The following is a 24,916-nucleotide window of genomic DNA, read 5'->3' as shown; positions in this document are numbered from 1 at the left end:
GGCCCAGTTCGCACTGGATGCGGCGTTCGTCCAGCCGGGCCCACCAGCCGGGCGGGGTGTCGGGGCTCATGGCGTGGCTGCCTGTTCTTCAAAGGCCTGCACCTGGTAGCGGGCCAGCGTCAGGTCATCGGCCCAGAAGTCCTCCGGCAGGCCGGCCTTGCGCTTCAGGGCGCTCAGAAAGTCGATGGGCTCGGGCAGCTGCTGCCACACCTGCGGCAGGAAGGTGGCGCGCCGGCCCCGCCAGGCCAGGATCAGGCCATCCACCCCCGGCTGCAGGCGGGCGCAGGCATCGGCCTCGTCCCGCACCGGGAAGGGCACCGGCGGGCTCAGCACCGAGACCTCCACCGACAGGCCCGGCCATTCGGCCGCGGTGAGCGGCGCAAAGCGCGGGTCTTCAAAAGCCGCCTGGAAGGCGCTATGCCGCACGTCCTCGTCCAGTGAGCGGTGGCCCGCCTCCAGCCGGCCGATGCAGCCGCGCAGCTGCCCCTGGTGCTGCAGCGTGACGAAGGTGGCGCCCGGCGCGGCCAGCGCGGGGCAGGGCGGCTCGGTCTGCAGCGGCAGGCCCAGCGCCGCGGCCATGGTGTTGCGCGCCCGGGCCAGCAGGGCCGGGCCCAGGCCGGCGTCTGCGGGCTCTTCAGCCTTCCTCGTCTTCTCGGGCGGCAGCGGGGCCGGCGCGTCGAAGCTGAAGGCCGCGTAGCCCACCACGCGCTCGCGGTCCCCGGCCGTGTCGCCGGAGTTGCGCAGGTCGAGCAGATGCGGCCGCAGCCCGTGGCGGCGGGCGCAGAGCATGGCGCCGTTGAGCGGCATGGCGCCGCAGGCATCGTGCGGGTCCAGGTTGCTGCGCTCTTCCAGCACCTGGGCCACCGTGCGCGCGTCCATCACCCGGGCCTGCGCATAAGGCAGGTAGTGCGACAGGTCGGAGCTGATGACGATCAGCGTCTCGTCCCCGCCCCACAGCCGCTCCAGCACCTGGGCCACGGCCTCGGGCGCGGCGTCGCCCACCGCCAGCGGCACCAGGGTGAAGTCGTCCAGCACCAGCTGCAGAAAGGGCAGCTGCACCTCCAGCGCGTGTTCCTGCGCGTGCACGCCGTCGTTGCGGTGGACCTGGGGCAGGGCGTCCAGCGTGGCCAGGGCCGCGTCGTCCAGCGGCACCGGGCCCAGCGGCGTGTCGAACACCGCCACCGTGGGCGCGGCCAGGCCCTGCACCGCCACCCGGTGGGTGGGCCCCAGCAGCACCACGCGGTGGATCTGATCCCGCCAGGGCCGCAGCCGCGCGTAGGCATGCGCGGCAATCGGGCCCGAATACACCGTGCCCGCGTGTGGCACCACCAGCAGCTTGGGCGGGTGCGAGCCCGGCGGCTTGGCTGGCACCGCGTCCAGATAGCCCTGCAGCTCGGCCCGCAGCAGGGCCGGCGCCGCCGGGTAGAAACGGCCGGCGACGGCGGCAGGGCGGTGGGCGGTGACGGGCATGGCAGACCTCCTGGCGGATCTGCCTGCAAGATGATCCTATCTGCGCTGAAATTCAAGCCCGCCCGTCATGGAAAGGGACAAGCGGAAAGAGCCGGCGCCGAAGGCGTGATGGGGCTGTTAGGCATTGGATCTGACAGAAACATGTCAGACCCTCCCATGTCGTCTGGCGTCTTCAACAATAGCGCCCGTCACGGAAGCGACAGCCCTCTTGGAAAGACTCCCCTTGCTTCATTCACGAACGAGAGGTCCAAGATGTGGAACAAATCGAGTCTTCCGTTGCTGGCCTGGGGATTGAGCGCCGCGATGGGTCTTGCCCTGAGCGGCTGCGGTAGCAGCGGCTCTTCCAGCCAATCCCTGGCCGACCAAGGCGTCAGGCATGTGCTGCTCATCAGCATCGATGGGCTTCACCAGCAGGATTTGGCCAACTGCGTTGCCAGTGGCACCTGTCCGACCCTGGCCAGCCTGGCCAATACCGGCGTGACCTACACGGGAGCCAATACCCCGGGCCTGTCGGATTCCGTACCAGGGTTGGCTGCCCTGCTGACCGGAGGCAGTCCGAAGTCCACCGGCTTGTTCTACGACGATATCTATGACCGAACCCTCTATTCCGGGGTAGACGAGAGCTGCACCGGCACCCAGGGCGTGGAAGTGTTTCTTCAAGAGCAGGTGGGTATCGACAGCTTCAATGGTGGGGCGCTGACCCACCTGGATGGAGGTGGGGACTTCAATCCTCAGCAACTGCCCCGCAGGAAGACGAGCAGCGGCGACTGCGTTCCCGTCTACCCGCACGACTTCATCCAGACGAACACTGTCTTCGAGGTGATCCGGGAGAACATGCCGGGGGCCTATACCGCCTGGGCCGACAAGCACGCCTGGGGGAGCGACTGGCTCAACGGCCCGTCAGGTTCCGGCGTCATGGATCTGGCACGCACGGAGATCAACTCCGACTACAACACCGCGCAGGGGTTGCCCACCCCTGCCGGATACGATTTCACCCATACACCCACCCAGACGCGGGTCTTTGACCATTACCACACGCAGATCCTGCTCAACCAGATTGACGGCCTGGATTCCACCGGTGTCGTGAGTGCCGCCATGGGGGGCTCGACCAAGAGCAACAAGATTCCAGTGCCCACACTGTTCGGTGCCAACTACCAGACGCTCAGCGTGGCCCAGAAGGCGCTCAACGCCAACGGTGGTGGATACACCGATGCCAACTTCACGCCCAACACATTGACCGCGGCAGCGATCACCTTCCTGGACAGCGAGATCGGGTCCATCAAGGCCGAGCTGTCCAAGCAGGGCTTGCTGAACAGTACGCTCATTATCATCAGCGCCAAGCACGGGCAGACACCTGCGGACCGCAGCAAGTTGCTCAAGATCGGTGACACCATCGGCTCGACCCTGGCCGCGGCCAACCTGGGTGCGAACAGCAACATTGGCGCAGGCACCGACGCAACCACTGGCAATGTCCTGGGCACGGGCCAGTTCACGGAGGATGATGTCGGCTTCATTTGGCTCAACGATCAGAGCGATGCCAACCGCGCGGCGGTTGTTGCTGCGCTGAAGGCCAACTCCGGTTGCCCGGCCGTGGATGCCTCCACCAAGATCATCACCTCTGGCCAGTCCAATCCGGGGATCTGCAGTGGTGTCGATGCCGGCAGTGGCGTCGTCGACCTGAAGGCTGATGGACGTTTTGGTGACCCGACCAAGGGACGCACACCAGACATCATGGTCCAGCCGAACTTCGGCGTGATCTTCAGCAAGTCCGGGAAGAAGGACGCGGAACACGGCGGCGCAGCGCCGACGGACACCAACGTCGGCCTTCTGGTGTCGCATCCGTCTCTGGCCAAGCAGACCGTGAGCACCTCGGTGCTCACCACCCAGGTGGCACCGACCATCCTCCGGGCGCTGGGGCTGGATCCCGCTCTGCTGAACTCGGTCACCCAGGAAGGCACGGCAGAGCTGCCGAACCTGTTCTGATCTGACGTCACGGGAACACTGCCGGCAGGCGTGTTCCAGGTTGGCGCCTGTTTTGTCTCGGGTGAGCAGGAGACCGCTGGCGGTGTCCTGCTCGATCGATTCCGCTGTGGAGCCAACCTGTTCAAGAGGGAGCCCCATTCCCCAGGCCGACCGCGGGTGATGGAGTGGCGTCACAGGCTACGACGGTGCGAGAACCCTGCGTCGAGCCGTGACTTCATCTTGGTCTGCCGCCATTGTCGTCAGCGCCCACCTCCCAATAAGGCGGATCCCCAAACGCCGTGCGCAGCCAATCCACCAGCGCGCGCAGCTTGGCGGACACCTTGCGCCCTTCGGGGTGGGCCACGTACAGATATTCCGGCGCCGCCTGCAGGCCGATGTCCACCACCTTCAGCGTGCCGGCGCGGATGTCCGGGCCCACGATGAAGCTGGGCAGCATGGCCAACCCCAGGCCGGTCAGCCGGCTGCTGACGACCGATTTGGACCAGCCCCCCGCCGCGCGGCGGCGCTGATGGAGCCCACCTCCGCCACGGCGACGAAGCTGGCAATGTCCTCGAGCTTGAGCATGGCGGGCCCTTCTGGCGGGAGCTGGGGTGGCCCGGTGCATGCCAGTTTACGGATGGCGCCTGGTCGGATTGTTCTGTTCCTGCGGAAATTTGATCCGTGGGGGATGCGGACAGAATTTTGGACTGGTTATGCAGCGATGCCCAGGCGCTGACGGTGCTGGGCAGGACTGCGAAAGCCAAGTTCAATGACTCGCATGCGAATCCTCTGCTGTTTTGGCTTGATTGCTGATTATGAGGATTGCGCCCCGATTTTTACGTCAGCGGACTTTTTCGACCATAAATCCGTTTTCATGTAGATCTTGAAGAAGCCCCTGGCATGACGCGACAGGGCCAGTGCTGGGGAATAGATGTCCAGCGCCGAGCGCAAGAAAGTGAACCTTTCCGTCGAGCATATCTTTAAAACGTTGCTCCCATAGGTGGGTCCTGAAGCAAGTGAACGCCGATTCGGAGATGTCAAGATGTAAAAATTGGTCCTCAAGAGCGCTTCGCATTCTCTTATCGATCTCTTTTGCGGCTGAATCAAGTGATTCCCCATCATCATTGCTCAAGCGAGTGAGGTCGTATGTTTTCATATATTCATCAATTATCCCGGCGCGCTTTTCGCCGGCTGAGCAAAATGCCCTCGCCATATCATCCGGCTCATCCATCGATTTTATTTGAATGGATGGCTTAAGTTGCACTAGACGCTCGACTACCGGTTGAAATGGATACACAGGCTCTTTGTCGTTCGTGGAACTTTGAGGCTGCAAATAGATGTATTGGGCCCTGAGCACCTGCACGAGGCTGTACTCGCTAAGGCCCTGGGTAAAATTCTCCGCATTGCTGCGGATCAGAGCTTCGTCATTGGCCGGCGCTGGCAAGAATTTCGCAAGGCGTCTGAAGTACTCGACTGAGTTCCTTCCGACAGTGGCGCGGGCTTGATTGAGGATTGCTATCCCTGCCGGACTCGAGAGGCTCTTTTTACATTCTGGTTGAGTATTGGTCGGCAGTTTGCCTCCATCCTCGAAGTGCAGGACATCCGAGCCCAAATATGCGGGAACCACGACGGCGTCGAAGTACTCGTCATATTCAACTTGACTTCCGGCATGACTAATGGCCAATATATAAAACACAGTGTCTTTTTTGTCGCCTGGAAGCGAAGCGCGCCACAATCTTGGAATACCCTCGCTACCGGCTTGGGATTCGGTTGGGAAGAAGGCGGATGCAAGCGCCACGAGAGCCACCAATTGGCAAAGATATTTGAGCGCCCTGTGATTGTGTAAGCGCTTATTTGCAAAGCAAATTTGAATAGTCTTCTTGTCCATAAAATCTTTGCCGATCACCGTCTTCGTCCTGAACCAACTATCCGTGATGAGGATATTCCTCAGAATCCCCATTTTGGGGGGTAAAACGCCTTTGAAAGCTTGCCGAAAGCGTATTGAAGGTGTGTTGAAAGATTGAATGCCACCTGGTGTTTGCGCCGACCGAAAGATGAGCCTGGTTGGTTTCTCTCGCTGCGGTTGCAGGAACAGACTGCGTCATCGTCACTGACGGCGCAATTCAACGGGCTGCAGCTCTCGGACGAAGGAAAACCGCATGGGCGGAACGTAAGCTCCTCCACCAAGTAGACAGCTGAAACCAGAGAATGCGGCCCAAGCCGAAAGGAAGAGGCCGATGAGGAAGAGCAAGTTCACGGAAAGCCAGATCGTGGCGATCCTCAAGGAAGGCGAGGCAGGCGTGCCGGTGGCGGAGGTCTGCCGCAAGCACGGGATCAGCTCGCCGACGTACTACGCCTGGAAGAGCAAGTACGCAGGTGCGACGGTGTCCGACCTGACGCGCATGCGCGAGCTGGAGACGGAGAACGCGCGGCTCAAGCGCATGTATGCCGACCTGGCGCTGGAGAACGCAGCGATCAAGGACGTGCTGACAAAAAAGTTCTGACGCCGTCCGCGAAGCGGCAGGTGGTGGCGGTCATGGTGACCGAGCACCGCCTGTCGATTCAGCGAGCCTGCAGAGCCACAGGCTTGTCGCGGGCGGCGTACTACAAGGTGCCGCCGCTGCCGCAGGAGAAGGATGCCGAGGTCATCGACGCGCTCAGCGGCGTCGTCGAGCGCAATGGCCGCTGGGGGTTCTGGAAGTGCTTCGACCGGCTGCGCCTGGATGGCCGGCCCTGGAACCACAAGCGGGTCTGGCGGGTGTACTGCGAGTTGGGCCTGAACATTCCTCGCAGGACGAAGCGGCGCATTCCCAAGCGCGAGCCGGTGCCGTTGGCGGCGGGTTCGTTCGTCAACCAGGGCTGGGCCTTGGACTTCATGCACGACGTGCTCTACGACGGCCGGCGGTTCCGAACGCTCAACGTGATCGACGATGCCAACCGCGAAGCGCTGGCGATCCAGGTGGCCCAGTCGCTGCCCGCCTCGATGCTGATCCGCACGATGGAGCGGCTGGTGGCGTGGTACGGCGCGCCGCTGTCGATCCGCATGGACAACGGGCCGGAGATGACCAGCCACGACTTCGTCGCATGGGCCCAGCGCAAAGGCATTGCCCTGAACTACATCGAGCCCGGCGAGCCCAACCAGAACGCCTACGTCGAGCGATTCAACCGGACCTTCCGCACCGAGGTGCTCGATGCCTACCTGTTCAATTCCATCGAGCAGGTCCAGGCCATCGCCGACGACTGGCTGACCCAATACAACGAGTACCGACCGCATGACGCGCTGGGTGGCGTGCCGCCCAAGCAGTTCATGCCCAGACTGATCCACACAACCGCCGCAGACTCTAGGAATCAACTGTCTGCTTGACAGGTGAGCTTACGGATGCCCTGAGGGCCTTCTACACGGTGAGGGAGCTTCTGTGCGAATTGGACCTGCCGCGCAGTTCCTACTTCTACCATCGGGCCCGTCTCGGGGCGGCCGACAAGTACGTCGGCGTGCGCCAGGCCATGACCGACATCTTCGAGCGCAACTACCACTGCTATGGCTACCGACGACTCCACGCGTCGCTGAGCGATCAGTGTGTACGTGTCTCGGAGAAGGTCGAGCGCCGCCTGATGAAGCAGGAGCGCTTGGTCGCCGTGACGAGCAAACGCCGCCGGTACGGCTCCTACATGGGTGAGATCAGTCCGGCGCCCGACAACGTGCTGAACCGAGATTTCAGCGCTGGCGCGCCGAACGAGAAGTGGCTCACCGACATCACGGAGTTCCAGATTCCGGCTGGCAAGGTGTATCTCTCGCCGATGATCGATTGCTTCGACGGCATGGTTGTGAGCTGGTCGATCGGCACCCGGCCGAATGCGGAGTTGGTCAACACGATGCTGGACGCCGCGATCGAGAAGGTCGCAGGCAGTGGCGAGCGGCCAGTGGTGCATTCCGATCGGGGTGGCCACTATCGATGGCCAGGCTGGCTGGCTCGAATTGCTGACGCCAAGCTGGTCCGCTCAATGTCACGCAAGGGGTGCTCGCCGGACAACGCAGCGTGCGAGGGCTTCTTCGGTCGGCTCAAGACCGAGATGTTCTTCGCGCGCGACTGGCTCTCGACAAGCATCGAAGAGTTCGTCGCAGCGCTGGATGCCTACATCCGCTGGTACAACGAGGTTCGGATCAAGGGTTCACTTGGCTTTCGCAGTCCTGCCCAGCACCGTCAGTGAACCGCCCCGGGTTTGACGGAGGCCCGTTGGTTTAAGTCAGACGGTCGCGGCCTGACCAGCGCGTTTTGGATGGTAATTGGCCTCGAAATCTGCCGGCGGTACATAGCCCAGTGGACCCATCAGGCGGTGGTGGTTGAACCAGGACACCCATTCCAAGGTGGCCAGTTCCACCGCTTGTTTGGTCTTCCAGGGCCCGCGCCTGTGGATCACCTCGGCCTTGTAGAGCCCATTGATCGTCTCGGCCAGGGCGTTGTCGTAGCTGTCCCCCTTGGAGCCCACGGAAGGCTCGATGCCCGCCTCGGCCAGGCGCTCGCTGTAGCGAATTGACAGGTATTGCGCCCCCCTGTCGGAGTGATGCGTCAGACTGCCATCGTCCGATGGCTTGCGGTCATACAGGGCTTGCTCCAAGGCGTCCAGGACGAACTCGGTGTGCATCGAACTGCTCTGGCGCCAGCCGACGATGCGTCGGCTGAACACATCCACCACGAACGCCACGTAGACCCAGCCCTGCCAGGTCGAGACATAGGTGAAGTCCGAGACCCAGAGTTGGTTCGGCCGATCAGCACGAAACTGCCGGTTGACCCGGTCCAGCGGACATGGGGACTTCGGGTCAGGAATGGTGGTGCGCTGTGCCTTGCCCCTGCGTGCGCCCTGCAATCCTTGGCGTCGCATCAGGCGCTCAACGGTGCACGCGCCACCGAGATGCCCTCGCGGTTGAGCTGCAGCCAGACCTTGTCGGCCCCATAGACCTGCATGTTGGCCAGCCAGACCCGGTGCACTTGAGGCATCAAGACCTCATCGCGTTGGGCACGGCGTGAGCGCAGTTCAGGGCGGCGCTGGCACGCGGCATGGTGCCAGTAGGCAGATGGGGCGATCTGCAGGACGCGGCAGATCGACTCGACCCCAAACTGCTCCCGGTACTGATCGACGAAAGCCTTCAGGACTTGATGCGGCGGTCGAGTTCCGCCTGGGCGAAAACAAGCGAATGCGCCGTTTCGACAAAAACGCGCTGGCCAGCTTCAGGATCTCGTTGGCCTTGCGCAGTTCGCGCACCTCGCGCTCCAGGTCCTTGATGCGCTGAGCTTCTTCGGTCGAAACCCCGTCACGCACGCCAGCATCCACCTCATGCTGCTTGACCCAGGTGTGCAACGTCTGCGGCACGCAGCCGATCATGCCTGCAATGGCCTCGATGGCTGCCCACTGCGACGGGTGCTCGCCACGATGCTCCAGCACCATGCGCACGGCGCGCTCGCGCACTTCGGGGGAAAACTTCGGGGACTTCTTCATGGCTCCATTCTCCAGAGTTGGAGCCTCCGTCAAACCCGGGGCGGTTCACAGTGCCTGGGCATCGCCGCATAACCAGTCCAAGTTTTGTCCGCATCCCCGTGGGTCAAATTTAGATCGGCGCCAACATGCCAAGACCACCGGCAGGTGAACTCGGGCCTCACTTGGTGGGTGAAAAGGAAGCGCAGCAGAGGCTCGCTCTCGGCTTGCGTCAGGCCGTGGATGCCGACGGTGTGGGCTTCATTGAGGTACAACGCCTTTTCACCGCTCTCCGGGTGTGTGCGGACGATGGGATGACAGGAGACGTAGTCCTTCTCGGCCGTGTCTTGCTTGCCGTCGCTGCGCAGCCGATCTTCGCGGGTTGCCGAGATGTCGGCCTTGGCGGAGCTGTTGACGGCCTTGAGAGGGGCGAGCAGGCGCTGCATCGTATCGGAGAGGGCCTCGTACGCCCGCACCTGGTTCGCGAACATCGTGTCGCCGCCGTAGGGTGGCACCTCCTTGGACAGCAACATGGTGGCCATGGGCGGTTCCTCTAGGTAGCTGGTGTCCGAGTGCCAGACGCCACCGAAGTTGACCACCTCGTGCTCGAGCTTCTTGACCTCGATGATCTCCGGATAGCCGGCGATTCCCTTGATGAATGGGTACTCGACCGCCCTTCCGAACAGCCCCGCGAACGCCAGGAACTGATTCGGATCGAGGTCCTGGCCACGAAAGAACAGCACCTTGAACTCAAGCAAGGCCGCGCGCAACTGCGTGGCCACGTTGGCGGTCACGGGCCCTCTCAGGTCCACGCCCGAGATCTCGGCACCCAGGGCGCCGGCAATGCGCCGGATCTGCAGTTTCGCCCGCTGGTCCTGAGCCGAGCTTGCGATCGGAACGGCGATCGAATTCATGCGGTGCGCCACACGGGCTTGCGCTTTTCAGCAAAGGCGGCCAGGCCTTCCTGGCCTGCGGCGGTGCCAAACACGGTCGAGACCAGGTCCACCGCACTGCCGGCACCTTGCCGGTATCCGTTTTCGGTGGCGCGGACGAAGGCTGCCTTGCCCAGCCGCATGAGCTCGGGTGATTTCCCGGCGAATACGCGGGCCAGGGCACGTGCCTCGCTCAATACCTCTGCCGACGGCACCACGCGCCCGATCAGTCCCAGCGCCAGGGCCTCGTGCGCATCGAAGACGCGGCCGGTGAACAGCAGATCGAATGCGCGGGGCTTGCCGACGATGCGAGGCAGATGGGTGTAATGGATGGCGGGTAACAAGCCGACATCCAGCTCGGGATAGCCGAAGGTGGCATCCTCGGCCGCCACCACCATGTCGCAAGTGATCGCGATCGACATCCCTCCGCCCCGGACCGCGCCCGTGATGGCGGCGATCACGGGCTTGGGCAGCGAGGACTGCAATTCGTACAGCTGGTAGTACAGCTTGTTGACGATGGCGTGGATCTCCGTGGGCGTGCTGGTGCGGAACCTGGGCAGATCCAGGCCACCACAGAACCGTTTCGGAATAGCACTTCCCAGCACGATTGCGCGTATCTGGGGATCGGCTCCTGCTTCGCTCAAGGCGTTCATCAGCGCGGTGAGCAGCGGATCGGTGATGCCATTGACTGGCGGCGAGTCGATCAGGATCTCGGCGACCCCGTCCTCCACGTTCGTCTTGATCATGGGGTGAAATTCCAATCAGTGAAAAGTCGCAATGCCGCCCGTCAGGACCACGGTGTCGCGGGCCGGTACCAGGCAACGGAAACGCACCGCGTCAGGATCGTCGCGCCAGATCTCCGTGCGCAGCACCTCGCCCGGGAACATCGGGGTCGAGAAGCGACCGCTCATCGAGGCCAGGCGCGCGGGTACATCGCCAGTGCAGGCCTGCACCAGCGCGCGGCAGGCGATGCCAAACGTGCACATCCCGTGGAGGATGGGCCGCGGGAAGCCGGCCGCCAGCGCCACCTGCGGGTCTGCGTGCAGCGGGTTGGGATCGGCACTGAGCCGATAGACCAAGGCGGCCTGGGGCAGCACGGGTATCTCGACCACGGCGTCGGGTGGGCGCGTCGGGTTGCTGTGTACGTTGCCGCGAGGCGAGGGCGATGGCTCTGCACCGGAGAACCCGCCGTCGCCGCGGCACAGGGTGTGCTGCTCGATGGTGGCCAGCAAAGTGCCCGTCTCGTCGTCGAACAGCTGGCGCTCGAACACGAGCAGCGCACCCTTGCTCTTGCCTTTGTCCACGATGTCCAGCACGCGGGTCTCGCCGCGCACACGTCCGCGCGGGGGCAGCGGTGCATGAAAGCGCACCCGCTGCTCGCCATGCACGGCGCGCGTGGCATCGATGCCGGTGCGCGGATCGCTGATCCAGAAGCCCGGGTGGCACAGCACGTTGGCAAAGGCCGGAACCACCTTGAGCCCTCGTTCGTAGACATAGGACAGTTGCCCTGGATCCCCGGGGTCGCTGCCATAGCCCAAGGCGAGCGCGTACAGGATCGCGTCTCTTTCGGCGTAGGCCTGACGCAGGACGGGGAACGTCCAGTGGCGAACGGCGTTCGTGTCGATCACGCTCAGACCGGGTCCCAGTCGAACACGTCCTGAGACCGGTCCAACTTGAAGAAGGAAGGGCGCAGGGCCGGCAGGACGCGCTCCGCGACGGTCTGGGGCGTCCAGCCTTCGGCCGTGTGCATGCCGCGCAGCGGGCGGATCTGGCTCATCAGGAAGATCTCGTTGGCGCGCACGGCGAAGATCTGGCCGCTCACATCGGCCGCCGCGTCGCTGGCCAGGAAGACCGCCAGCGGAGCGATCTTGTGGGTCTCCATTTTCTGCAGTCGCTCGACGCGCGCTTTCTGCTCCGGGGTCTCGGTGGGCATGGAGCCGATCATGCGGCTCCAGGCGAATGGCGAGATGCAGTTCGAGCGCACGTTGAACTTCGACATGTCCATGGCGATCGACTTGGACAGCGCCGCGATGCCCAGCTTTGCGGCGGAGTAGTTGGCCTGGCCGAAGTTGCCGATCAGACCCGAGGTCGACACCATGTGCACGTACGAGCCGGATTGCTGTGCCTTGAAATGGGGGGCAGCCGCACGCGAGACATAGAACGTGCCGTTCAAGTGCACGTCGATGACCGCGCGCCATTCTTCCACGCTCATGTTGTGGAAGAAGCGATCGCGCAGGATGCCGGCGTTGTTGATCACGCAGTCGATCCGGCCGAACGTGTCGACGGCCTGGGTGACCATCCGATTGGCCGCGTCCCAGTCCGACACGCTGTCGCCGTTGGCCACGGCGATGCCGCCGGCGGCGTTGATCTCGTCGACGACGGCCTGGGCACGCGACAGGTCCTGCCCAGTGCCCTCGATCGATACGCCGAGGTCATTCACTACCACGCGGGCACCTTCGCGTGCGAGTGCCAGCGCGAAGTCACGGCCGATGCCGCCACCGGCGCCGGTGACCAGAACCACCTTGTCCTTGACGAAGTCTGCGTTGGACATCACTGGTCCTCCTTGTCGGCAGGCCGCAGGTGCGCGGTGGCCGTCTCCTCGATCCGGTGCCACACCTCTTCAGCCATAGGGCGACGCGTCTCTTCCAGGATGTGCCCGACGAGGCCCACGGCGCGTGCCATCACACCCAGGCCGCGGCAGATCTTCCAGTCGAACGCCATCTCGCAGCACAGTGCGCCGATGGCGCCCGTGGCGTTCATCGGAAGCACCTTGCCACTGGCGCGGCCGGCTTCCGTCGCGATGGCTTCCATCAACTGTACATACGGCCCGTGAAATCCGTTCTCCTGGGCCAGCGCCTTCAGACGCGGTGTGCGCGGATCGATCGGCTTGTGGAACGGGTGACCGATGCCTGGGACGATCCGCCCCTGCTGCCGAAACGACTCCACCACGGCAGCGGCGAGGGCAGAGAAATCCGCATTCGGGTCAGGCTCGGGCATCGCTTCCTTGAGCATCTTGGCAGCCCCCTCCATGCTGCCCACGAAGACGGTACCCAGCCCGCTCAATCCAGCTGCCACTGCGCTTTGCAGCGACTCGGGTGCGCCGAGATAGGTCATGCGCGCCACCAGCGCGCTGGGCGTGATGCCGTGCTCCACCAGGGTCACGACCATGGCGTTGAACATCCTGGATTCGGCCGGCCCGGGAAAGCGGCCGGTGAGTTCCAGGAAGCCCATGTCGCCCAGGTTCAGATGCCCAAGGATCTCGTTGGTGAAGTCCTTGTTGAACAGGGTGATGCTGGAGGCATTGCTCCAGCCGATGTCGGTACGAATCTCTTTCTGTTTTCTCGCCATGAGGGTCTCCGATAGGGCAATTGCAAAGGATGGCTGGGCAGCTGTGCGCCTGCAAGCAAGCCAAAGAAACTGGGTCGTCACGAACAAGCGGCCCCTTGTTCGGCCTGTCGAACAAATGACCTGATTGATGCGCCGCAATGGCATGCGGTGTTCTTATGATTTCTGCATGAGTCGTCAAGAAATACGGAACTGGAAGCGAACGCTGCGGCGAGCACAAGCCGATGGCAGCATTCAATTGGCCCGCGATGCGGCGCTGAGCCTGCTGGCGCGCAGCATCGAGTTTCGGCATGCGCGCTTGGCGATTCTTCGGTTTGCCGACGCAGTGGGCGTGGGAGCACAGCCGGCACCCGACCAATGGCGCTACTGCCAGGATGCGGCATCGGCGTCGAAAGACCCGGTGCTGCGGATGATCTACCGACGCGCTGCCACTGCAGCCAGCTCGGCGCGTCCGGCCGGTCCAGGCGAAGGGACCACCTGATCCTGCGGTCCATCTGCCCGGCGCATGCCCCCAGGCCACGGCGCGCGTGTCCTGGGCGTTCTTGACGTGTGTCCATCTAATCCACGTGCGCGCCCGAACTCTTCACGACGGCACTCCATTTTTGAATGTCGATTGAAAGCATCCGGGCAAACTGGGCCGGCGACGTGGCAAGCGGCTCCGCACCCTGCGCAGCGAACTTCTCGATCAAGTCGGGGGCCTTGAGCAAGGCGTTGACGTCCGAGTTGATCTTCTGAACGACATGGGCCGGCGTACCTGCCGGAACAAAGAGCCCGAACCAGGGATTGACGTCGAATTCCGGGAAGCCGCTTTCGGCGATGGTTGGAATCTGCGGGAAGGCGGGCGAGCGCTTGGTGCTGGCGAGCGCGATGGCCTGCAGCCTGCCCTGCTTGATGGCGCCAGTCACCGAAGGCAGGCTGGCGAACACCACGTCGATCTGCCCTGCCATGAGGTCCTGGATCGCGGGGGCGGCGCCTCGGTAGGGGACATGCGTCATGTTGATACCGGCCGCGGTGTTGAGCATTTCGCCCAGCAGATGGTTGACCGAGCCGTTCCCTGCAGAGCCGTAGGTGACGCGCCCATCGCGCGCGGCGCGCACGAGCGCCGACACCGTCCTGATCGGAGAGTCCGCGCGCGAGACCGCCACAAAGGGCAGGGTTGCCAGCGTGGCCACGGGCGCGAAGTCCGTTTCAGGATTGAACGACAGTTTCTTGTACAGACTGCCGTTGATGGCATGCGTTCCCACGTAGCTCATGAGCAGGGTGTAGCCGTCGGCGGGTGCTGTGGCGACGACCTGCATGCCCACGTTGCCGCCGGCACCGGCCCTGTTTTCGACGATGACGGGCTGCCTCCATTGCTCCTGCAGCCTTTGGGCAACCAAGCGCGCCAGCGTGTCGGAGGCGCCCCCCGGTGTCTGCGGCACGACGATGCTCACTGGGCGCACTGGAAAGCCCTGGGCTGAAGCGCCGAGGGCCGACAAGGCCAGTGCCGTCCACACAAGGGATAGCCTGATGGTGTTCCACATGGGTTGTCTCCAGGTCGTGGGCTTCGAGCCGTTCTCACCCAGCCGCCGAGAGTACTTTCAAGGTCTCGGCAAACAACTGGTGGAATGGCCCGTCCAGAACCGGCCCATCCAGGCGCCGTACCGCGTCGGCCACGCGGCGCTCGAGCAGCCTGCGCAGGCGGTAGCGCACGCGGTCCCGACGCACGTCCGTCTGGCGGCGACCGTCAGCCAGCCACCGCTGATGGCGATCGACCTCGTCGGACAGGGCGGCGATCGAAGCCGGCCGTGACGACGATGTGAGCAGCACCGGCGGGCGCCAGGCATCCGACGGTCGCTGGGTCAGCGCGGCAATGCGCTGGATGTCGGTGGCCATCTTCTGCGCGCCAGGCAGGTCTGCCTTGTTGATCACGTAGATGTCGGCCAACTCCATGATGCCGGCCTTCATCGCCTGCACGATGTCGCCGCTTTCGGGCAGCAACACCAGCACCAGGGTGTCGACCTGCTGGCGCACCGCGTACTCGGCCTGACCCACGCCCACGGTTTCGAGCAGCACCTCGTCGAACCGATGCCAGTCCATCAGGTCGAGCATTTCCGGCAGGTTGTCCGAGAGGCCGTCGGTGGTGGAGCGCGAGCCGATGGAGCGTATGAACAGTTCGGAGATACCGGGCAACTCGTCCATGCGGATACGGTCCCCGAGAATGGCGCCGCCCGACCGGGGGCTGCTGGGATCGACCGCGAGCACGGCGATGCGCCGGTCGTGTGCGCGATGCAGCGCCAGTTGGCCGGCCAGCGTGCTCTTGCCCGCGCCAGGCGCACCGGTGAGCCCCAGGCGCTTCGCATGCCAGTCGTCCGGGCCGATGCTCGGACCCGGTTCGCCCGGCCTTGCATTCGCCAGCCGCGACAGGGCCTGGCCCAGCGCGTGGCGGTCCAGCGGCGGGCGCTGGCTCATGCCGGCGCTCCGTTCAGAACCTCGGCGTGGTGCTCGTCGAGCAGCGGCGGCAGCCTGTAGCTGGGCGTCTGGCCGTCGAAGCGCAAGGGGCTCGCGATTGCGCGCAGGCCGCTGCCAGGCTCGCCCAAGCTCACCACGAGGCCGCGTGAGCGCGTGAGATCGCCGTCGAGAGACTGGGCCAGGGTGCGGATCTCGGACACCACCAGGCCCAGCGGCATCAACCGATGCACCCACTCGGCGGCGGACTGATGCATCAGCACCTCGCCGATCGCAGCCAGCACCACCGCGCGATTGCTGCGCCGGCTGTCCATGGTTGCGAACAGTGGGTCATCGACCCACTCCGGCCGTTCTACTTCAAGACAGAACTTCTTCCAGAACTTGTCGTGGGTGATGAACAGTGTGAGCCAGCCATCGGCGGTGGGAAAGATCTGGGCTGGCACCATGTAGGGATGCGAGGAGTTGGCCAGCCGCTCGACGGACTCCCCGGCGTTGAGCGCAGCACCGGCCAGGTAGTTGAGCTGCGAGAGCATGACGTCGTACATGGCAACGTCGACTTGGCCACCTCGCCCCTCGACGATCTTGGCCAGCAGACCCATGGCGGCCACGATGCCGGCCGAGTTGTCGACCGCCGAGTAGCCTGCCTTGGTGGGGGGCGAGGAAGGATCGCCCGTCAGCGCCATGACGCCGGTCAGCGCCTGGATCACATAGTCGTAGGCCGGATTCTCGGCATACGGTCCTTCCAGGCCATAGCCCGTGAGTGCGACGCAAACCAGGCGAGGGTTGCAGGCACGCAGTCCCTCGTAGGTCAGCCCAAGCTTCTTGATGGCCGACGGGCGCAGATTGGTCACCAACGCGTGCGACCTGGCCGCGAGAGTTTCGAGTTCCCTGCGTCCTTCGGGCGATGCGAGGTCCAGCACCACGCTCTTCTTGTTGCGGTTCAGGCTCGCGAAATAAGCGTTGTGGGGCCCGATGAAGTGGGGGCTGACGCGCCGCGCAATGTCACCCTCCGCCGGCTCGATCTTGACGACCTCGGCCCCCATGTCGGCCAGCAGCAGGCCGCAATACGGGCCTGCGAGCATATGGCCGACCTCGATGATGCGCAGTCCGGACAGCGGTCCGTTCATGCCAGGCCTTTCGCCATGCGGGCCACCACGGTCTCAAGCGGCATGTCCGCGGTGAACACCGCCATCACACCCAGCTCGCGCAGCGTCTCGTGGTCGCCACCGGGAATCGTGCCGCCGACGAAAACCTTGATGCCCGCGGCCCCTCGCTGGCGCAGCTCGGTGATCACATCGGCCACCAGTTCGTTGTGGCTGCCGGAGAGGATGCTCAGCCCGACGGCGTCGACACCCTCGTCCACAGCGACCTGGGCGATTTGCTCCGGGCTGCGGCGCAGGCCCGTGTAGATCACTTCGGCGCCAGCGTCGCGCAGCGTCAGCGCCACGATCTTCGCGCCGATGTCGTGCCCGTCCAGGCCAGGCTTGCCGATCAGGATGCGGCGACCCGCAAGGGGCCGCGCTTCTGTGGTGGTACTCATAGCTTCACCGGCTCCTTGAATTCGCCCCATTCCTTCTTCAGGCGGCTCACCATTTCGCCCACGGTGGCATAGGCGTGGCAGCACTCCACCAGGTAGGGCATGACGTTTTCGTCGTCCTTGGCCGCAGCCGCAGCGAGTCGGGCCAAAGCGGTGTCGACGGCAGACTGGCTGCGGGTGTCCAGCACGCGCTGGAACTTTTCGAGCGCACGCTGTGCAACGGTAGGGTCGAGCTGGAAGACGTCGCCCACGCCAATCTCTTCATCGGCCTTCCTGAAGAAGTTCTGGCCGATGATCGCGTGGCGGCCGGCGTCGGTGTCGAGCTTGCGCTCCAGGCCGCGCTCGGCCAGTCGCAGCTGAATCCAGCCATCCTCGATGGCGGGGATCACACCGCCGTAGGCGTCGATTTCACCCATCACCTTGAGGATCATCTCCTCCATGCGATCGGTGTGCTGCTCCAGGAAATAGCTGCCACCCAGAGGGTCGACCGTGCGCGCAATGCCGGTCTCGTAGGCGATCATCTGCTGCGTGCGAACGGCCAGCTCGGCCGAGAACTCGGTCGGAATCTGGAACGCCTCGTCCAACGCGCAGGTGAAGATGGACTGCGCGCCGCCGAACACCGCGGCCATGGTCTCGACGGCCACGCGCACCACGTTGTTGTAGGGCTGCGGCGCCACCAGCGAGGAGCCGCCACATACCACGCCGAAACGGAAGTGCTGTGCCTTGGGGTCCCGGGCGCCATAGCGCTCCTTCATGAAGCGGGCCCACAGGCGTCGTCCGGCGCGGAACTTCGCGATCTCGTCGAAGAAGTCCATGTGCACGTAGGCCACAGGCAGCAAACACCAGAGCGTCGCGTTCTGTTGGAAACCCCATGCGACGGCATTGAGCAATCAACTGCCGAATGCGCATCGCGTTGGTCTGATTGGGCACCACATCCCAGTCCACGGCCATGGCTAGGACCATGTTCGTGATGCCGACCTGTTCCAGTTGATCCCATTCCATCGGTGTGTAGATGCGCTCAGAGGTGGAGCCTGTGTTCGATGGTTTTCCAGGCGCGGATAGCTGCCGAAGCTGTCCAGTGGGTGAAAGAGCGATCCATCCAGGCAAGGCGCCAGTCACGTGTTGCCACTTCGCCGGACTGAGCGTGAAGGGAAGTTGCCAGTTCACGCGCGGGTCCCACAGACGCAGCGGCCACTGGCGCCCATCGGGGCGCTGCACACGAATTTCTTGCGCCAGTGCCTCAGCGAGCATCTGGGGGCCTTGATGGCCGACGAACCAACCAGCCACCGGATGCACAACGCCCAGGGGGCTTGCAGCAGAAAACACTCGCTCGATGGCCAGCTCAATCGTCAAGTTGACAACGCGTTCAGCATCGGCCTCCGAGGGTGCGAAAAGCAGATAAGGACGCTGCTCAGACGCGATGTCGGGGTGGAGCGGTGGCAGGGGGTATCTGACCACTCGTCCGGCCGCCTGGGCTTCACCCACCTCACTTCTATCCTTCAGTGGGTCTTCCAGCATCGGATCGACCAAAACGGCAACACTGGGGCAGGGAGCGACTGTGATGGCTTTGCGCAGCAGCTGTATGCCGTCATTTACTCGTTGGTGGACGTCATTCATGGGAAATCTCTCCACTCACGGCTATACCGCTGCGCCAGTCAACGCGGCATCTTGCATGGCTTTCGCACAGCCGGAGAAGCTAGAAGGCTTGGCCAAAGACACAGAGGATGAACTGCTTCCCCCCGTCGTCCACACCTTGCTGGCCGCCTTGAACTGCACACTGCCCGGCGCCTTGAGGGTGATGCTGCCGCTCTGGATGTCGATGGCTGCGCCGGCGGCGGTCAGCAGCACGCTGGTGGGGGCGCCGACGAGGACGTTGGCCTGGGTGCTGGCCACGTCGATGGCCTGGCTGGCGGTGAGTTCGGCGGTGGCGGTGTTGGCGCTGGCCTGCAGGCTGCCGGTGGCGGCGTGGATGGCGATGCCGGTTTCGGTGTTGGGCTTGCTGGTGCTGCTGGCTTTGCCATAAGTGAACAGCACGGCGCCGGCCTTGGCCACGCTGGCATGGTGGCCCTGGGCCAGGCTCAGCCAGTCCTGGCCGGCGCTCAGGGTCAGGCTGGCCTGGGTGCTGAGGATGGTCTGGGCCGGGGTGAAGAGGCCCAGGCCGGCCGGGGCGGTCAGGGTGATGTCCGGACGGTCCCAGGCGCTGATGCTGCCCCAGCCGCCGTCGATGGCGATGGTGTTCTCGTCGCCGGTTCTTGCACTGGTGCTGTCACCGCCTTGCCGGCTGTCGCTGGCCTGCAGGCTGGCGGCCAGCGCCGCCAGGCCCTGTTCGCTGGGCAATTGGTGGGCGGTGTCGCCGGCCTGAGCACCGGCCACAGCGGGCTCACCCGGCAACTGAGCCTGGTGGGCCTGGGCGGTCTCGGCCAGGGTGTGCACCAGGTCCTGCGCGGTCTGCAGGGCCTGCAGTGGGTCGCGGGCCTGCAGCTGCTGGCCGGCGCCGGTGCTGGGGGATTCCGCAAAGGCAGTGATCAGCAGGCCGCTGCCGCTGCGCAGGGCGCCATGGCCTTGGGTGAGCAGGTCCAGCCCATGGCCGCGCGGGGCCAGGCGCTGGTTGTCCTGCTGTTGCAGCAGGGCCCCCAGTTGCAGCTGGCTCACCAGCGTGGAGCTGACCAGCTCGATGCGGGCGGCCTGGGGGCTGTCGTCGAACACCAGCTGGCCGAAGCCGCCCTGGCCGCTGCTGGAGCTGGCCAGCTCCTGGCTCTTGTAGCCCAGCAGCACGGCCGGGTGCTGGTGACCCTGGTGGGGGGCGGCATCGGCCTGACCCGGGAACCAGGCCGGGGCCGCGCCCACGGCCCCGGCGGCACCGGCACCCTGCTGGTTGCCCTGGGCGTCGTCGCTGCCCTGGCCGTTGTAGGCCACGGCGTGGACCACCGGGCGGTCGATGTCGCCGCCGACGAAGCCCACCACCACCTCCTGGCCCAGCCGGGGGATGAAGACCGCGCCGTGGTTGGCACCCGCGATGGATTGGCCCACGCGCACCCAGGTGAAGCTGGCTTCGCTGGCAGGCGCATTCTCGCCCGTGGGGTGCATCAGACGGTGGCTGGCGTTGCCGCCGCGCTGCCAGTGGAACTGCACCTTGATGCGGGCGTCGCGGTCGGTGTGCACGGGGCCGCCGCTGCCCACCACCAGGGCCGTCTGGCTGCCGTGCACCGAGGGCCTTGGGGCCAGGCGGACATCGGGTTGGGCCAGACCTCGATGCAGGGCAGGCGATAAACAAGTTGGTACAAGGTGAGCGAGCTGTTGTTCGCATATCACCCGACGCACGAGGGGATTGGTTGGACAATTTCCAGAGTTCTCATCTACAAGAAGACCTGAAGGGAGTTCTCTGTCATGTTCTGGTTTATTGATTCGACCTTGCCGCGCACGTTGCGCATACGACCTCCTGTGTTGGCTGCTCTGGGGTTGTTGGTCAGCCTGGGGGCCTGCAATGCCAAAACGCCACAGCCACAGGTCAGCGCAGGCCCAGTGGCATTGCCCACCGAATCGCAACTCGAAGCCCAACGTGCCCTGCCAGCGGTCAAGGCACTGATGGACAAGACGCGCAAGAACCTGCGCTTCATCGAAGGCGGCAGCTACGAGATGGGCGATTTCGGCCCCAAGCACAGCGAGGAGCACCTCTACTACACCCGCGGTGATGACAATAAGGCAGTCCACAAGGTCACGCTCACCTCGTTCTCGATGAGTGCCTACAAAAGCACATGGGAAGACTTCGATGTCTACAGCACAGCACTGGGGCAGAAGCCGCTACCGGCCTTCGTCGAGAAGATGCGGTTTCCCAAGGCCGCAGCTGGCGTGGACTGGTATCAGGCGCGGGGTTACTGTCAATGGCTGGGGGCCTTGCTCAAGCTGCCCATGGATTTGCCTACCGAAGCGCAGTGGGAATACGCAGCGCGCAACCGGGGGCAGTACTTCTTGTTCGCCACCGACAACGGCAAAGCCGAGGATGGGCGCAATGTGTGGAGCTTTGAGCAACGCGAGCGTCAGCTTGATGAGCTCAAGCTTGGGGCGAACCCACCTTCACTTCCCTTGGGCCAGTTCCCACCCACGCCGCTGGGCCTGTACGACATGATGACCGACGGTCACGAGTGGATGCTGGACTGGTATGCAGCGGACTACTACGCGCACTCGCCCGAACTGAATCCGCCCGGTCCTGCCACGGGTACCGAGAAAGTCCTGCGTGGTTCCTACGGGCGCGCGGGGGAAGGCCTGGTCTATGGTGATGGCATGACCATCACGCGCAGCAAGCGGGCACCGAATCCTCCGCTTTTGGACAAAAAGGATCCCACGTCGCGGCAAGTCAGTGACTCCACCGCCCGCTGCGTCGTGAACCTGGACAAGCCAGTTAGTGTGCAACCCTGATCCTCAGGCCAGTGACGAGCCCGGATCGCCTGCATAGGCTTCGCCCAGGCAGGCGGTCTGGATCTCTCCAAACTGCGGGTGTTCCTCTCCGTCCATGCTGGCCAGCATTTCAAAGGCAGGCGAGTCCAGCGCCGCCACCTTGTAGCCCTTGGGGAACTTGCCTATCAGTTTGCCACGGTAGCCCAGGTACTGGTCCAGGTAGTCATTGCCAGAGCCGGATTTGTCGCTCACTGGCGCCATCACTGGCCCATTGAGCACCTCGAAGACCGGCGGCAGTTCGGCAAGGGACAGGCCATTGTTCAGAAAGCGCAGGACGTCTCCCTCATTCTTGCCGGCAGGGGTGGCGCTCTTCGCGCCGCGGGCTGTCATGTGCTGCATCACGTTGTCCCACTCGGCGGCGGTCTGCACCAGTTTCATGATGGTGCAGATGGCCTTCTTGTGCTGGGGCAGATAGTGCACCTGCGGATCCCACGGGGTTCCGCCCACCTCGGGCGTGTCCTTCAGGTGGCTGGGCATCCCGTGGCGGGTGATTTGGTAAAGCAGCATGCCGCGGGTTTCGGGCGGGGCGTGCACCAACCAGTGCGGAGCGCGGTTGATGTTGTTGACCAAGGCGTTGCGTTGCTCGGCGATTTCCATTTGCTGTTCGAAGCGCCCGAATGTGTCTTCCACAATCGCAACGATTTCTTCCACACGCTTCACGTCCTTGGGGCTACACCCTTCCTTCATCAGCAGAATGAGCACCTGGGAGTAGGCCGTGAACGCCTGGTGGCTGATGTTCACCATTTGCTTGAACCCTGCGTACAGCAACTGGTAGTGCAGCCATTTGACGAACTCGGCCACCTTGGCCCCGTCTACCGTGAATTCCAGGGCGCCCTTGCCGCCCAGGCCCCAGCACACCCGTGCCGAGGCACGCACGCGAAATTTGCCCGTGTCGTAATAGACCGCCAACGAGGCGCTCAGCCCTGCGCCTGCATTGCCAGCCAGGGTACCGGACACCTCGGCAAAGCTCACAAAGTCCTTTTCCTGCGGCGGTAGCCACTGGATCTTGCCTGCGGGTGTCACGCCGGCTTCGGCACCTGCGAAGGCGTCGATGCTCACATCCAGACCGTTGAGGTTGTCAGGGGCCTTTTCATAGGGGCCCATCGGGTCGAATTTGGGCAGATGGCTGGCGGGATGCAGGTCTTTGGCATAGGAATCTTTCGCGTCGACCGGTACGGCATGCGCTACCTGCTTACCGCCCTGCAGGCTGATGCCCACTGCACCCGTGGCCACCACCTTTGCACCCGCAAAGCCATAGGCGGCCACCTCGATGACAAAGCGAATGGCCCCCAGGTCTTCACCGGCGACCTGCATCATCCAGCCCTTGAGCGACGGCACGGCATATTGGCCGGTGATCTTGCCTTCGCACAGCACGATCTTGCCTTGCAGGTTGCCCTGAATCTTGGCTTTCTTGGACTTCCAGTCCACTTCCGCGCTGGCTCCTGCGCCCCCCACCAGGCGCAGCCACTGAGCTTGCGCATCCACCTGGTAGGTCTCGCTCTGCATGACCGTGTCGGCGTACTGATTGCCGGCGACATCCAGCAAGTTGAAGATCTTTGGATCGGTCTCCCATTTCTTCTCGTACTTCAGGCTGGTCTTGATCTTTGCGAACGATTCTTTCAGCGCTGCGGCATCCAGGGTCTTGGGTTTGACTTCGGCACTGCCCTTGTTGCCAGCCGGCCCAGCAAACTTCACATTGAGCTTGTACTCAGTTTTGTTCAGCCGCTCGTTACGCAACTGCATGTACTTGTCGGTGCGCAGGTAGCGGCGGCGCAGGCCCATCTGCGCTGAACCGGTGGATGAGTTCGGCCCCTTCGAGTAGGTCTCAAAGGTGATGACCTCCTTGAGGTCGGCGGACTTGGAGAAGTTCTTGTTCAGCTCTGACTTGATCTTCTCGTCCGCATTGTTGAGCGCCTTCTCGGCGGCTTCGATCTGCGCTTTGTCTCCGCTCTCCAGCGCACGGCTCAAGTCCAGCTTGGCCACATGTTTGGCCGCCATGATCTTGTCCAACTTGCCGCTGATTTCTTCAAATTCGTCGAAGTCGGCTTGGCCCACCATGATGAGTTCGTCGTCCTGTGGCGAGATCAGGATCGGCAGGCTGGCCTTGCCGGCCAAGTGGACTTCGTGTTCAGCTTTGGGCTGGGTGGTGGCTGCCACCGTCTTGAGCGGCACGACGTAGTTGCCCTCAGGTTGCCCCTGCAGCAAAGGCGTTAGCCGTCCAGATGCCACGCTGACCGTTGTCTTGGGAATTTGGAATTTGAAGACCAAGCGTTGCGAGCAATGGATGACGGGTGTTTTGCCGTCGGCGTCGGTTGTGCCTGTGATAACGCGATTGGCATCTGAGTCGCGTGCTGCAGCTTCTTTGCCATTGGCATCCAGGGCGTAAGCGGAGAATTTGGCGTCCGGTATGGGTCGATGGTCCGCATGGCTGATAAAGCGGACTTGGTAATACGGGACCAGGCGAACCCTCTGAATCTTGTGCCCTTGCACCTGAGGTCCGGACAGCTCAATGGTCGTGTCGGCATCAGGAGATACTGTGTCCGGCGCAGTCCACTGCCGCCCATTCAGGCGCACGACCAATGAGCAGCGGTCCTTGTCTGTCATGCCCTCGAAAGTCTTGGTTTCTCCTTTGGCATCCGTGATTCCCGAGGCCACTGATGCACCGGCAGAATTCGTGACCTCGTAGGTAACGCCGACGCCTGGCAGATCGACATTGCCGTCGCGGTAGTAGAGCCTGAAGCTTCCCTTCATGGTCTTTGCACTCTCAGCGTTGGGTCACGAGGAAGCCTTCTTGCTCGGCATCTTCGATATAGATGTTGATGTTCTGTGGCCCATCAGTGGTCAACTGTTCTGTCATCCCTTGTGAGTCGGTCGTGCCTGTGCGAATGCCTCCGTCAGGCAGGGTCAGCACATACGACTTGTTGGCCAACGGTTGCCCCTGTAGATCCTTCGCGACGAAGCGCAGGTAGTGCTTCATGTCCAGGGCGGGTGGCTTGTTCAATCGGAGGTCTGCATTGACGCTGGCCCCCCCTGTCCACACCTTGCTGGCCGCCTTGAACTGCACACTCCCCGGCGCCTTGAGGGTGATGCTGCCGCTCTGGATGTCGATGGCTGCGCCGGCGGCGGTCAGCAGGACGCTGGTGGGGGCGCCGACGAGGACGTTGGCCTGGGTGCTGGCCACGTCGATGGCCTGGCTGGCGGTGAGTTCGGCGGTGGCGGTGTTGGCGCTGGCCTGCAGGCTGCCGGTGGCGGCGTGGATGGCGATGCCGGTTTCGGTGTTGGGCTTGCGGTGCTG

At 63.8% G+C, this 24,916-nt stretch carries 20 protein-coding genes, 2 pseudogenes and 1 other annotated feature; of the genes and pseudogenes, 5 read left to right on the top strand and 17 right to left on the bottom strand.

From position 1 onward, the window contains the following. Positions 1–66 precede the first annotated feature (66 nt). Positions 67–1,470, bottom strand: coding sequence for an AmmeMemoRadiSam system protein B (gene amrB, locus I73_RS22100; protein WP_022982608.1), 1,404 nt, complete (start codon positions 1,468–1,470; stop codon positions 67–69). A gap of 252 nt (positions 1,471–1,722) precedes the next feature. On the opposite strand from amrB, the gene I73_RS22095 reads away from it, so the two are divergent. Continuing rightward, the gene (locus tag I73_RS22095) at positions 1,723–3,453 is read left to right on the top strand and encodes an alkaline phosphatase family protein (RefSeq protein ID WP_026097072.1); all 1,731 of its coding nucleotides are present in this window, start codon (positions 1,723–1,725) and stop codon (positions 3,451–3,453) included. A 214-nt stretch (positions 3,454–3,667) separates the two neighbouring features. Here the strand turns inward: I73_RS22095 and I73_RS34500 are convergent, their stop codons facing one another. Next, a complete protein-coding gene (locus tag I73_RS34500; RefSeq protein WP_199899081.1) occupies positions 3,668–4,057 on the bottom strand; it encodes a LysR substrate-binding domain-containing protein in 390 nt (129 codons plus the stop codon). Between the two features lie 216 nt (positions 4,058–4,273). Next, positions 4,274–5,338: a hypothetical protein gene (locus I73_RS32865; RefSeq protein WP_148289888.1), complete on the bottom strand. Its 1,065-nt coding sequence runs from the start codon at positions 5,336–5,338 to the stop codon at positions 4,274–4,276. Between the two features lie 331 nt (positions 5,339–5,669). Here I73_RS32865 and I73_RS22080 point away from each other — a divergent pair. Both I73_RS22080 and I73_RS29835 read left to right on the top strand, forming a co-directional pair. After that, positions 5,670–6,796, top strand: a protein-coding gene (locus tag I73_RS22080; protein ID WP_374701975.1) for an IS3 family transposase whose coding sequence is annotated in 2 segments (ribosomal slippage) — positions 5,670–5,931 and positions 5,931–6,796 — 1,128 coding nt in all. Because the reading frame shifts where the segments join, the coding sequence is not laid out codon by codon here. Positions 6,797–6,804: 8 nt separating this feature from the next. Beyond that, a pseudogene (locus tag I73_RS29835) lies at positions 6,805–7,641 on the top strand (IS3 family transposase); the annotation flags it as partial. Between the two features lie 36 nt (positions 7,642–7,677). Here I73_RS29835 and I73_RS29830 read toward each other — a convergent pair. The 6 genes and pseudogenes from I73_RS29830 to I73_RS29820 all read right to left on the bottom strand — a co-directional run bounded on the left by I73_RS29830 (position 7,678) and on the right by I73_RS29820 (position 13,184). Further along, positions 7,678–8,928, bottom strand: a pseudogene (locus tag I73_RS29830) (IS3 family transposase). Further along, positions 8,508–8,625 (bottom strand) — a sequence feature (AL1L pseudoknot). (Overlaps the previous pseudogene by 118 nt.) Positions 8,929–8,957: 29 nt before the next feature. Further along, positions 8,958–9,818 carry a TauD/TfdA family dioxygenase gene (locus tag I73_RS29825; RefSeq protein ID WP_083876983.1) on the bottom strand — a complete coding sequence of 287 codons (861 nt, stop codon included), beginning with the start codon at positions 9,816–9,818 and terminating at the stop codon, positions 8,958–8,960. Beyond that, positions 9,815–10,582: an enoyl-CoA hydratase/isomerase family protein gene (locus tag I73_RS22060; RefSeq protein WP_022982603.1), complete on the bottom strand. Its 768-nt coding sequence runs from the start codon at positions 10,580–10,582 to the stop codon at positions 9,815–9,817. The genes I73_RS29825 and I73_RS22060 overlap by 4 nt, the downstream gene beginning before the upstream one ends. Positions 10,583–10,597: 15 nt before the next feature. Next, positions 10,598–11,464 (bottom strand): MaoC/PaaZ C-terminal domain-containing protein, encoded by an 867-nt coding sequence (locus tag I73_RS22055; RefSeq protein ID WP_022982602.1) that lies wholly within the window; start codon positions 11,462–11,464, stop codon positions 10,598–10,600. A gap of 2 nt (positions 11,465–11,466) precedes the next feature. After that, complete coding sequence (locus I73_RS22050) at positions 11,467–12,387, bottom strand: SDR family NAD(P)-dependent oxidoreductase (protein ID WP_022982601.1); 921 nt, start codon at positions 12,385–12,387, stop codon at positions 11,467–11,469. Then, complete coding sequence (locus I73_RS29820; protein WP_022982600.1) at positions 12,387–13,184, bottom strand: citryl-CoA lyase; 798 nt, start codon at positions 13,182–13,184, stop codon at positions 12,387–12,389. The genes I73_RS22050 and I73_RS29820 overlap by 1 nt, the downstream gene beginning before the upstream one ends. Before the next feature lie 166 nt (positions 13,185–13,350). On the opposite strand from I73_RS29820, the gene I73_RS32860 reads away from it, so the two are divergent. Beyond that, on the top strand, positions 13,351–13,662 hold the full coding sequence (locus I73_RS32860) for a hypothetical protein (RefSeq protein WP_148289887.1): 312 nt from the start codon (positions 13,351–13,353) through the stop codon (positions 13,660–13,662). A gap of 76 nt (positions 13,663–13,738) precedes the next feature. Here I73_RS32860 and I73_RS22040 read toward each other — a convergent pair whose 3' ends face one another. The 6 genes from I73_RS22040 to I73_RS29805 all read right to left on the bottom strand — a co-directional run bounded on the left by I73_RS22040 (position 13,739) and on the right by I73_RS29805 (position 20,373). After that, positions 13,739–14,704 (bottom strand): tripartite tricarboxylate transporter substrate binding protein, encoded by a 966-nt coding sequence (locus tag I73_RS22040; protein ID WP_022982599.1) that lies wholly within the window; start codon positions 14,702–14,704, stop codon positions 13,739–13,741. Between the two features lie 34 nt (positions 14,705–14,738). Then, a complete protein-coding gene (locus I73_RS29815) occupies positions 14,739–15,632 on the bottom strand; it encodes an ArgK/MeaB family GTPase (protein ID WP_022982598.1) in 894 nt (297 codons plus the stop codon). Further along, positions 15,629–16,756, bottom strand: a complete 1,128-nt coding sequence (locus tag I73_RS22030) for a CaiB/BaiF CoA-transferase family protein (RefSeq protein WP_022982597.1) — start codon at positions 16,754–16,756, stop codon at positions 15,629–15,631. Before I73_RS22030 ends, I73_RS29815 begins: the two co-directional genes overlap by 4 nt. Further along, a complete protein-coding gene (locus I73_RS22025) occupies positions 16,753–17,169 on the bottom strand; it encodes a cobalamin B12-binding domain-containing protein (protein ID WP_022982596.1) in 417 nt (138 codons plus the stop codon). Before I73_RS22025 ends, I73_RS22030 begins: the two co-directional genes overlap by 4 nt. Further along, entirely contained in the window at positions 17,166–17,996 is an 831-nt protein-coding gene (locus I73_RS29810) for a methylmalonyl-CoA mutase family protein (RefSeq protein ID WP_234409582.1), read from the bottom strand. Before I73_RS29810 ends, I73_RS22025 begins: the two co-directional genes overlap by 4 nt. A gap of 808 nt (positions 17,997–18,804) precedes the next feature. Beyond that, positions 18,805–20,373 (bottom strand): DUF2345 domain-containing protein, encoded by a 1,569-nt coding sequence (locus tag I73_RS29805; protein WP_051049331.1) that lies wholly within the window; start codon positions 20,371–20,373, stop codon positions 18,805–18,807. A gap of 180 nt (positions 20,374–20,553) precedes the next feature. On the opposite strand from I73_RS29805, the gene I73_RS22010 reads away from it, so the two are divergent. Next, complete coding sequence (locus I73_RS22010) at positions 20,554–21,582, top strand: SUMF1/EgtB/PvdO family nonheme iron enzyme (protein ID WP_083876981.1); 1,029 nt, start codon at positions 20,554–20,556, stop codon at positions 21,580–21,582. A 3-nt stretch (positions 21,583–21,585) separates the two neighbouring features. Here I73_RS22010 and I73_RS29800 read toward each other — a convergent pair whose 3' ends face one another. Then, on the bottom strand, positions 21,586–24,372 hold the full coding sequence (locus I73_RS29800) for a DNA repair protein (RefSeq protein ID WP_148289886.1): 2,787 nt from the start codon (positions 24,370–24,372) through the stop codon (positions 21,586–21,588). Positions 24,373–24,385: 13 nt separating this feature from the next. Next, on the bottom strand, positions 24,386–24,916 hold a 531-nt coding region (locus tag I73_RS22000), incomplete at its 5' end, for a DUF2345 domain-containing protein (protein WP_022982592.1).

This window comes from Ideonella sp. B508-1, assembly GCF_000333615.1.
Classification (GTDB): Bacteria; Pseudomonadota; Gammaproteobacteria; order Burkholderiales; family Burkholderiaceae_C; genus Ideonella.
Note: the sequence above shows the minus strand (reverse complement) of the source record. Positions and strands in the feature narration are given on the sequence as shown.

Coding starts and splice junctions, on each gene's coding strand:
- amrB (WP_022982608.1), bottom strand. CDS start 1,470: ATGCCCGTCACCGCCCACCGCCCTGCCGCCGTCGCCGGCCGTTTCTAC.
- I73_RS22095 (WP_026097072.1), top strand. CDS start 1,723: ATGTGGAACAAATCGAGTCTTCCGTTGCTGGCCTGGGGATTGAGCGCC.
- I73_RS34500 (WP_199899081.1), bottom strand. CDS start 4,057: ATGCACCGGGCCACCCCAGCTCCCGCCAGAAGGGCCCGCCATGCTCAA.
- I73_RS29825 (WP_083876983.1), bottom strand. CDS start 9,818: ATGAATTCGATCGCCGTTCCGATCGCAAGCTCGGCTCAGGACCAGCGG.
- I73_RS22060 (WP_022982603.1), bottom strand. CDS start 10,582: ATGATCAAGACGAACGTGGAGGACGGGGTCGCCGAGATCCTGATCGAC.
- I73_RS22050 (WP_022982601.1), bottom strand. CDS start 12,387: ATGTCCAACGCAGACTTCGTCAAGGACAAGGTGGTTCTGGTCACCGGC.
- I73_RS29820 (WP_022982600.1), bottom strand. CDS start 13,184: ATGGCGAGAAAACAGAAAGAGATTCGTACCGACATCGGCTGGAGCAAT.
- I73_RS32860 (WP_148289887.1), top strand. CDS start 13,351: ATGAGTCGTCAAGAAATACGGAACTGGAAGCGAACGCTGCGGCGAGCA.
- I73_RS22040 (WP_022982599.1), bottom strand. CDS start 14,704: ATGTGGAACACCATCAGGCTATCCCTTGTGTGGACGGCACTGGCCTTG.
- I73_RS29815 (WP_022982598.1), bottom strand. CDS start 15,632: ATGAGCCAGCGCCCGCCGCTGGACCGCCACGCGCTGGGCCAGGCCCTG.
- I73_RS22030 (WP_022982597.1), bottom strand. CDS start 16,756: ATGAACGGACCGCTGTCCGGACTGCGCATCATCGAGGTCGGCCATATG.
- I73_RS22025 (WP_022982596.1), bottom strand. CDS start 17,169: ATGAGTACCACCACAGAAGCGCGGCCCCTTGCGGGTCGCCGCATCCTG.
- I73_RS22010 (WP_083876981.1), top strand. CDS start 20,554: ATGTTCTGGTTTATTGATTCGACCTTGCCGCGCACGTTGCGCATACGA.
- I73_RS29800 (WP_148289886.1), bottom strand. CDS start 24,372: ATGAAGGGAAGCTTCAGGCTCTACTACCGCGACGGCAATGTCGATCTG.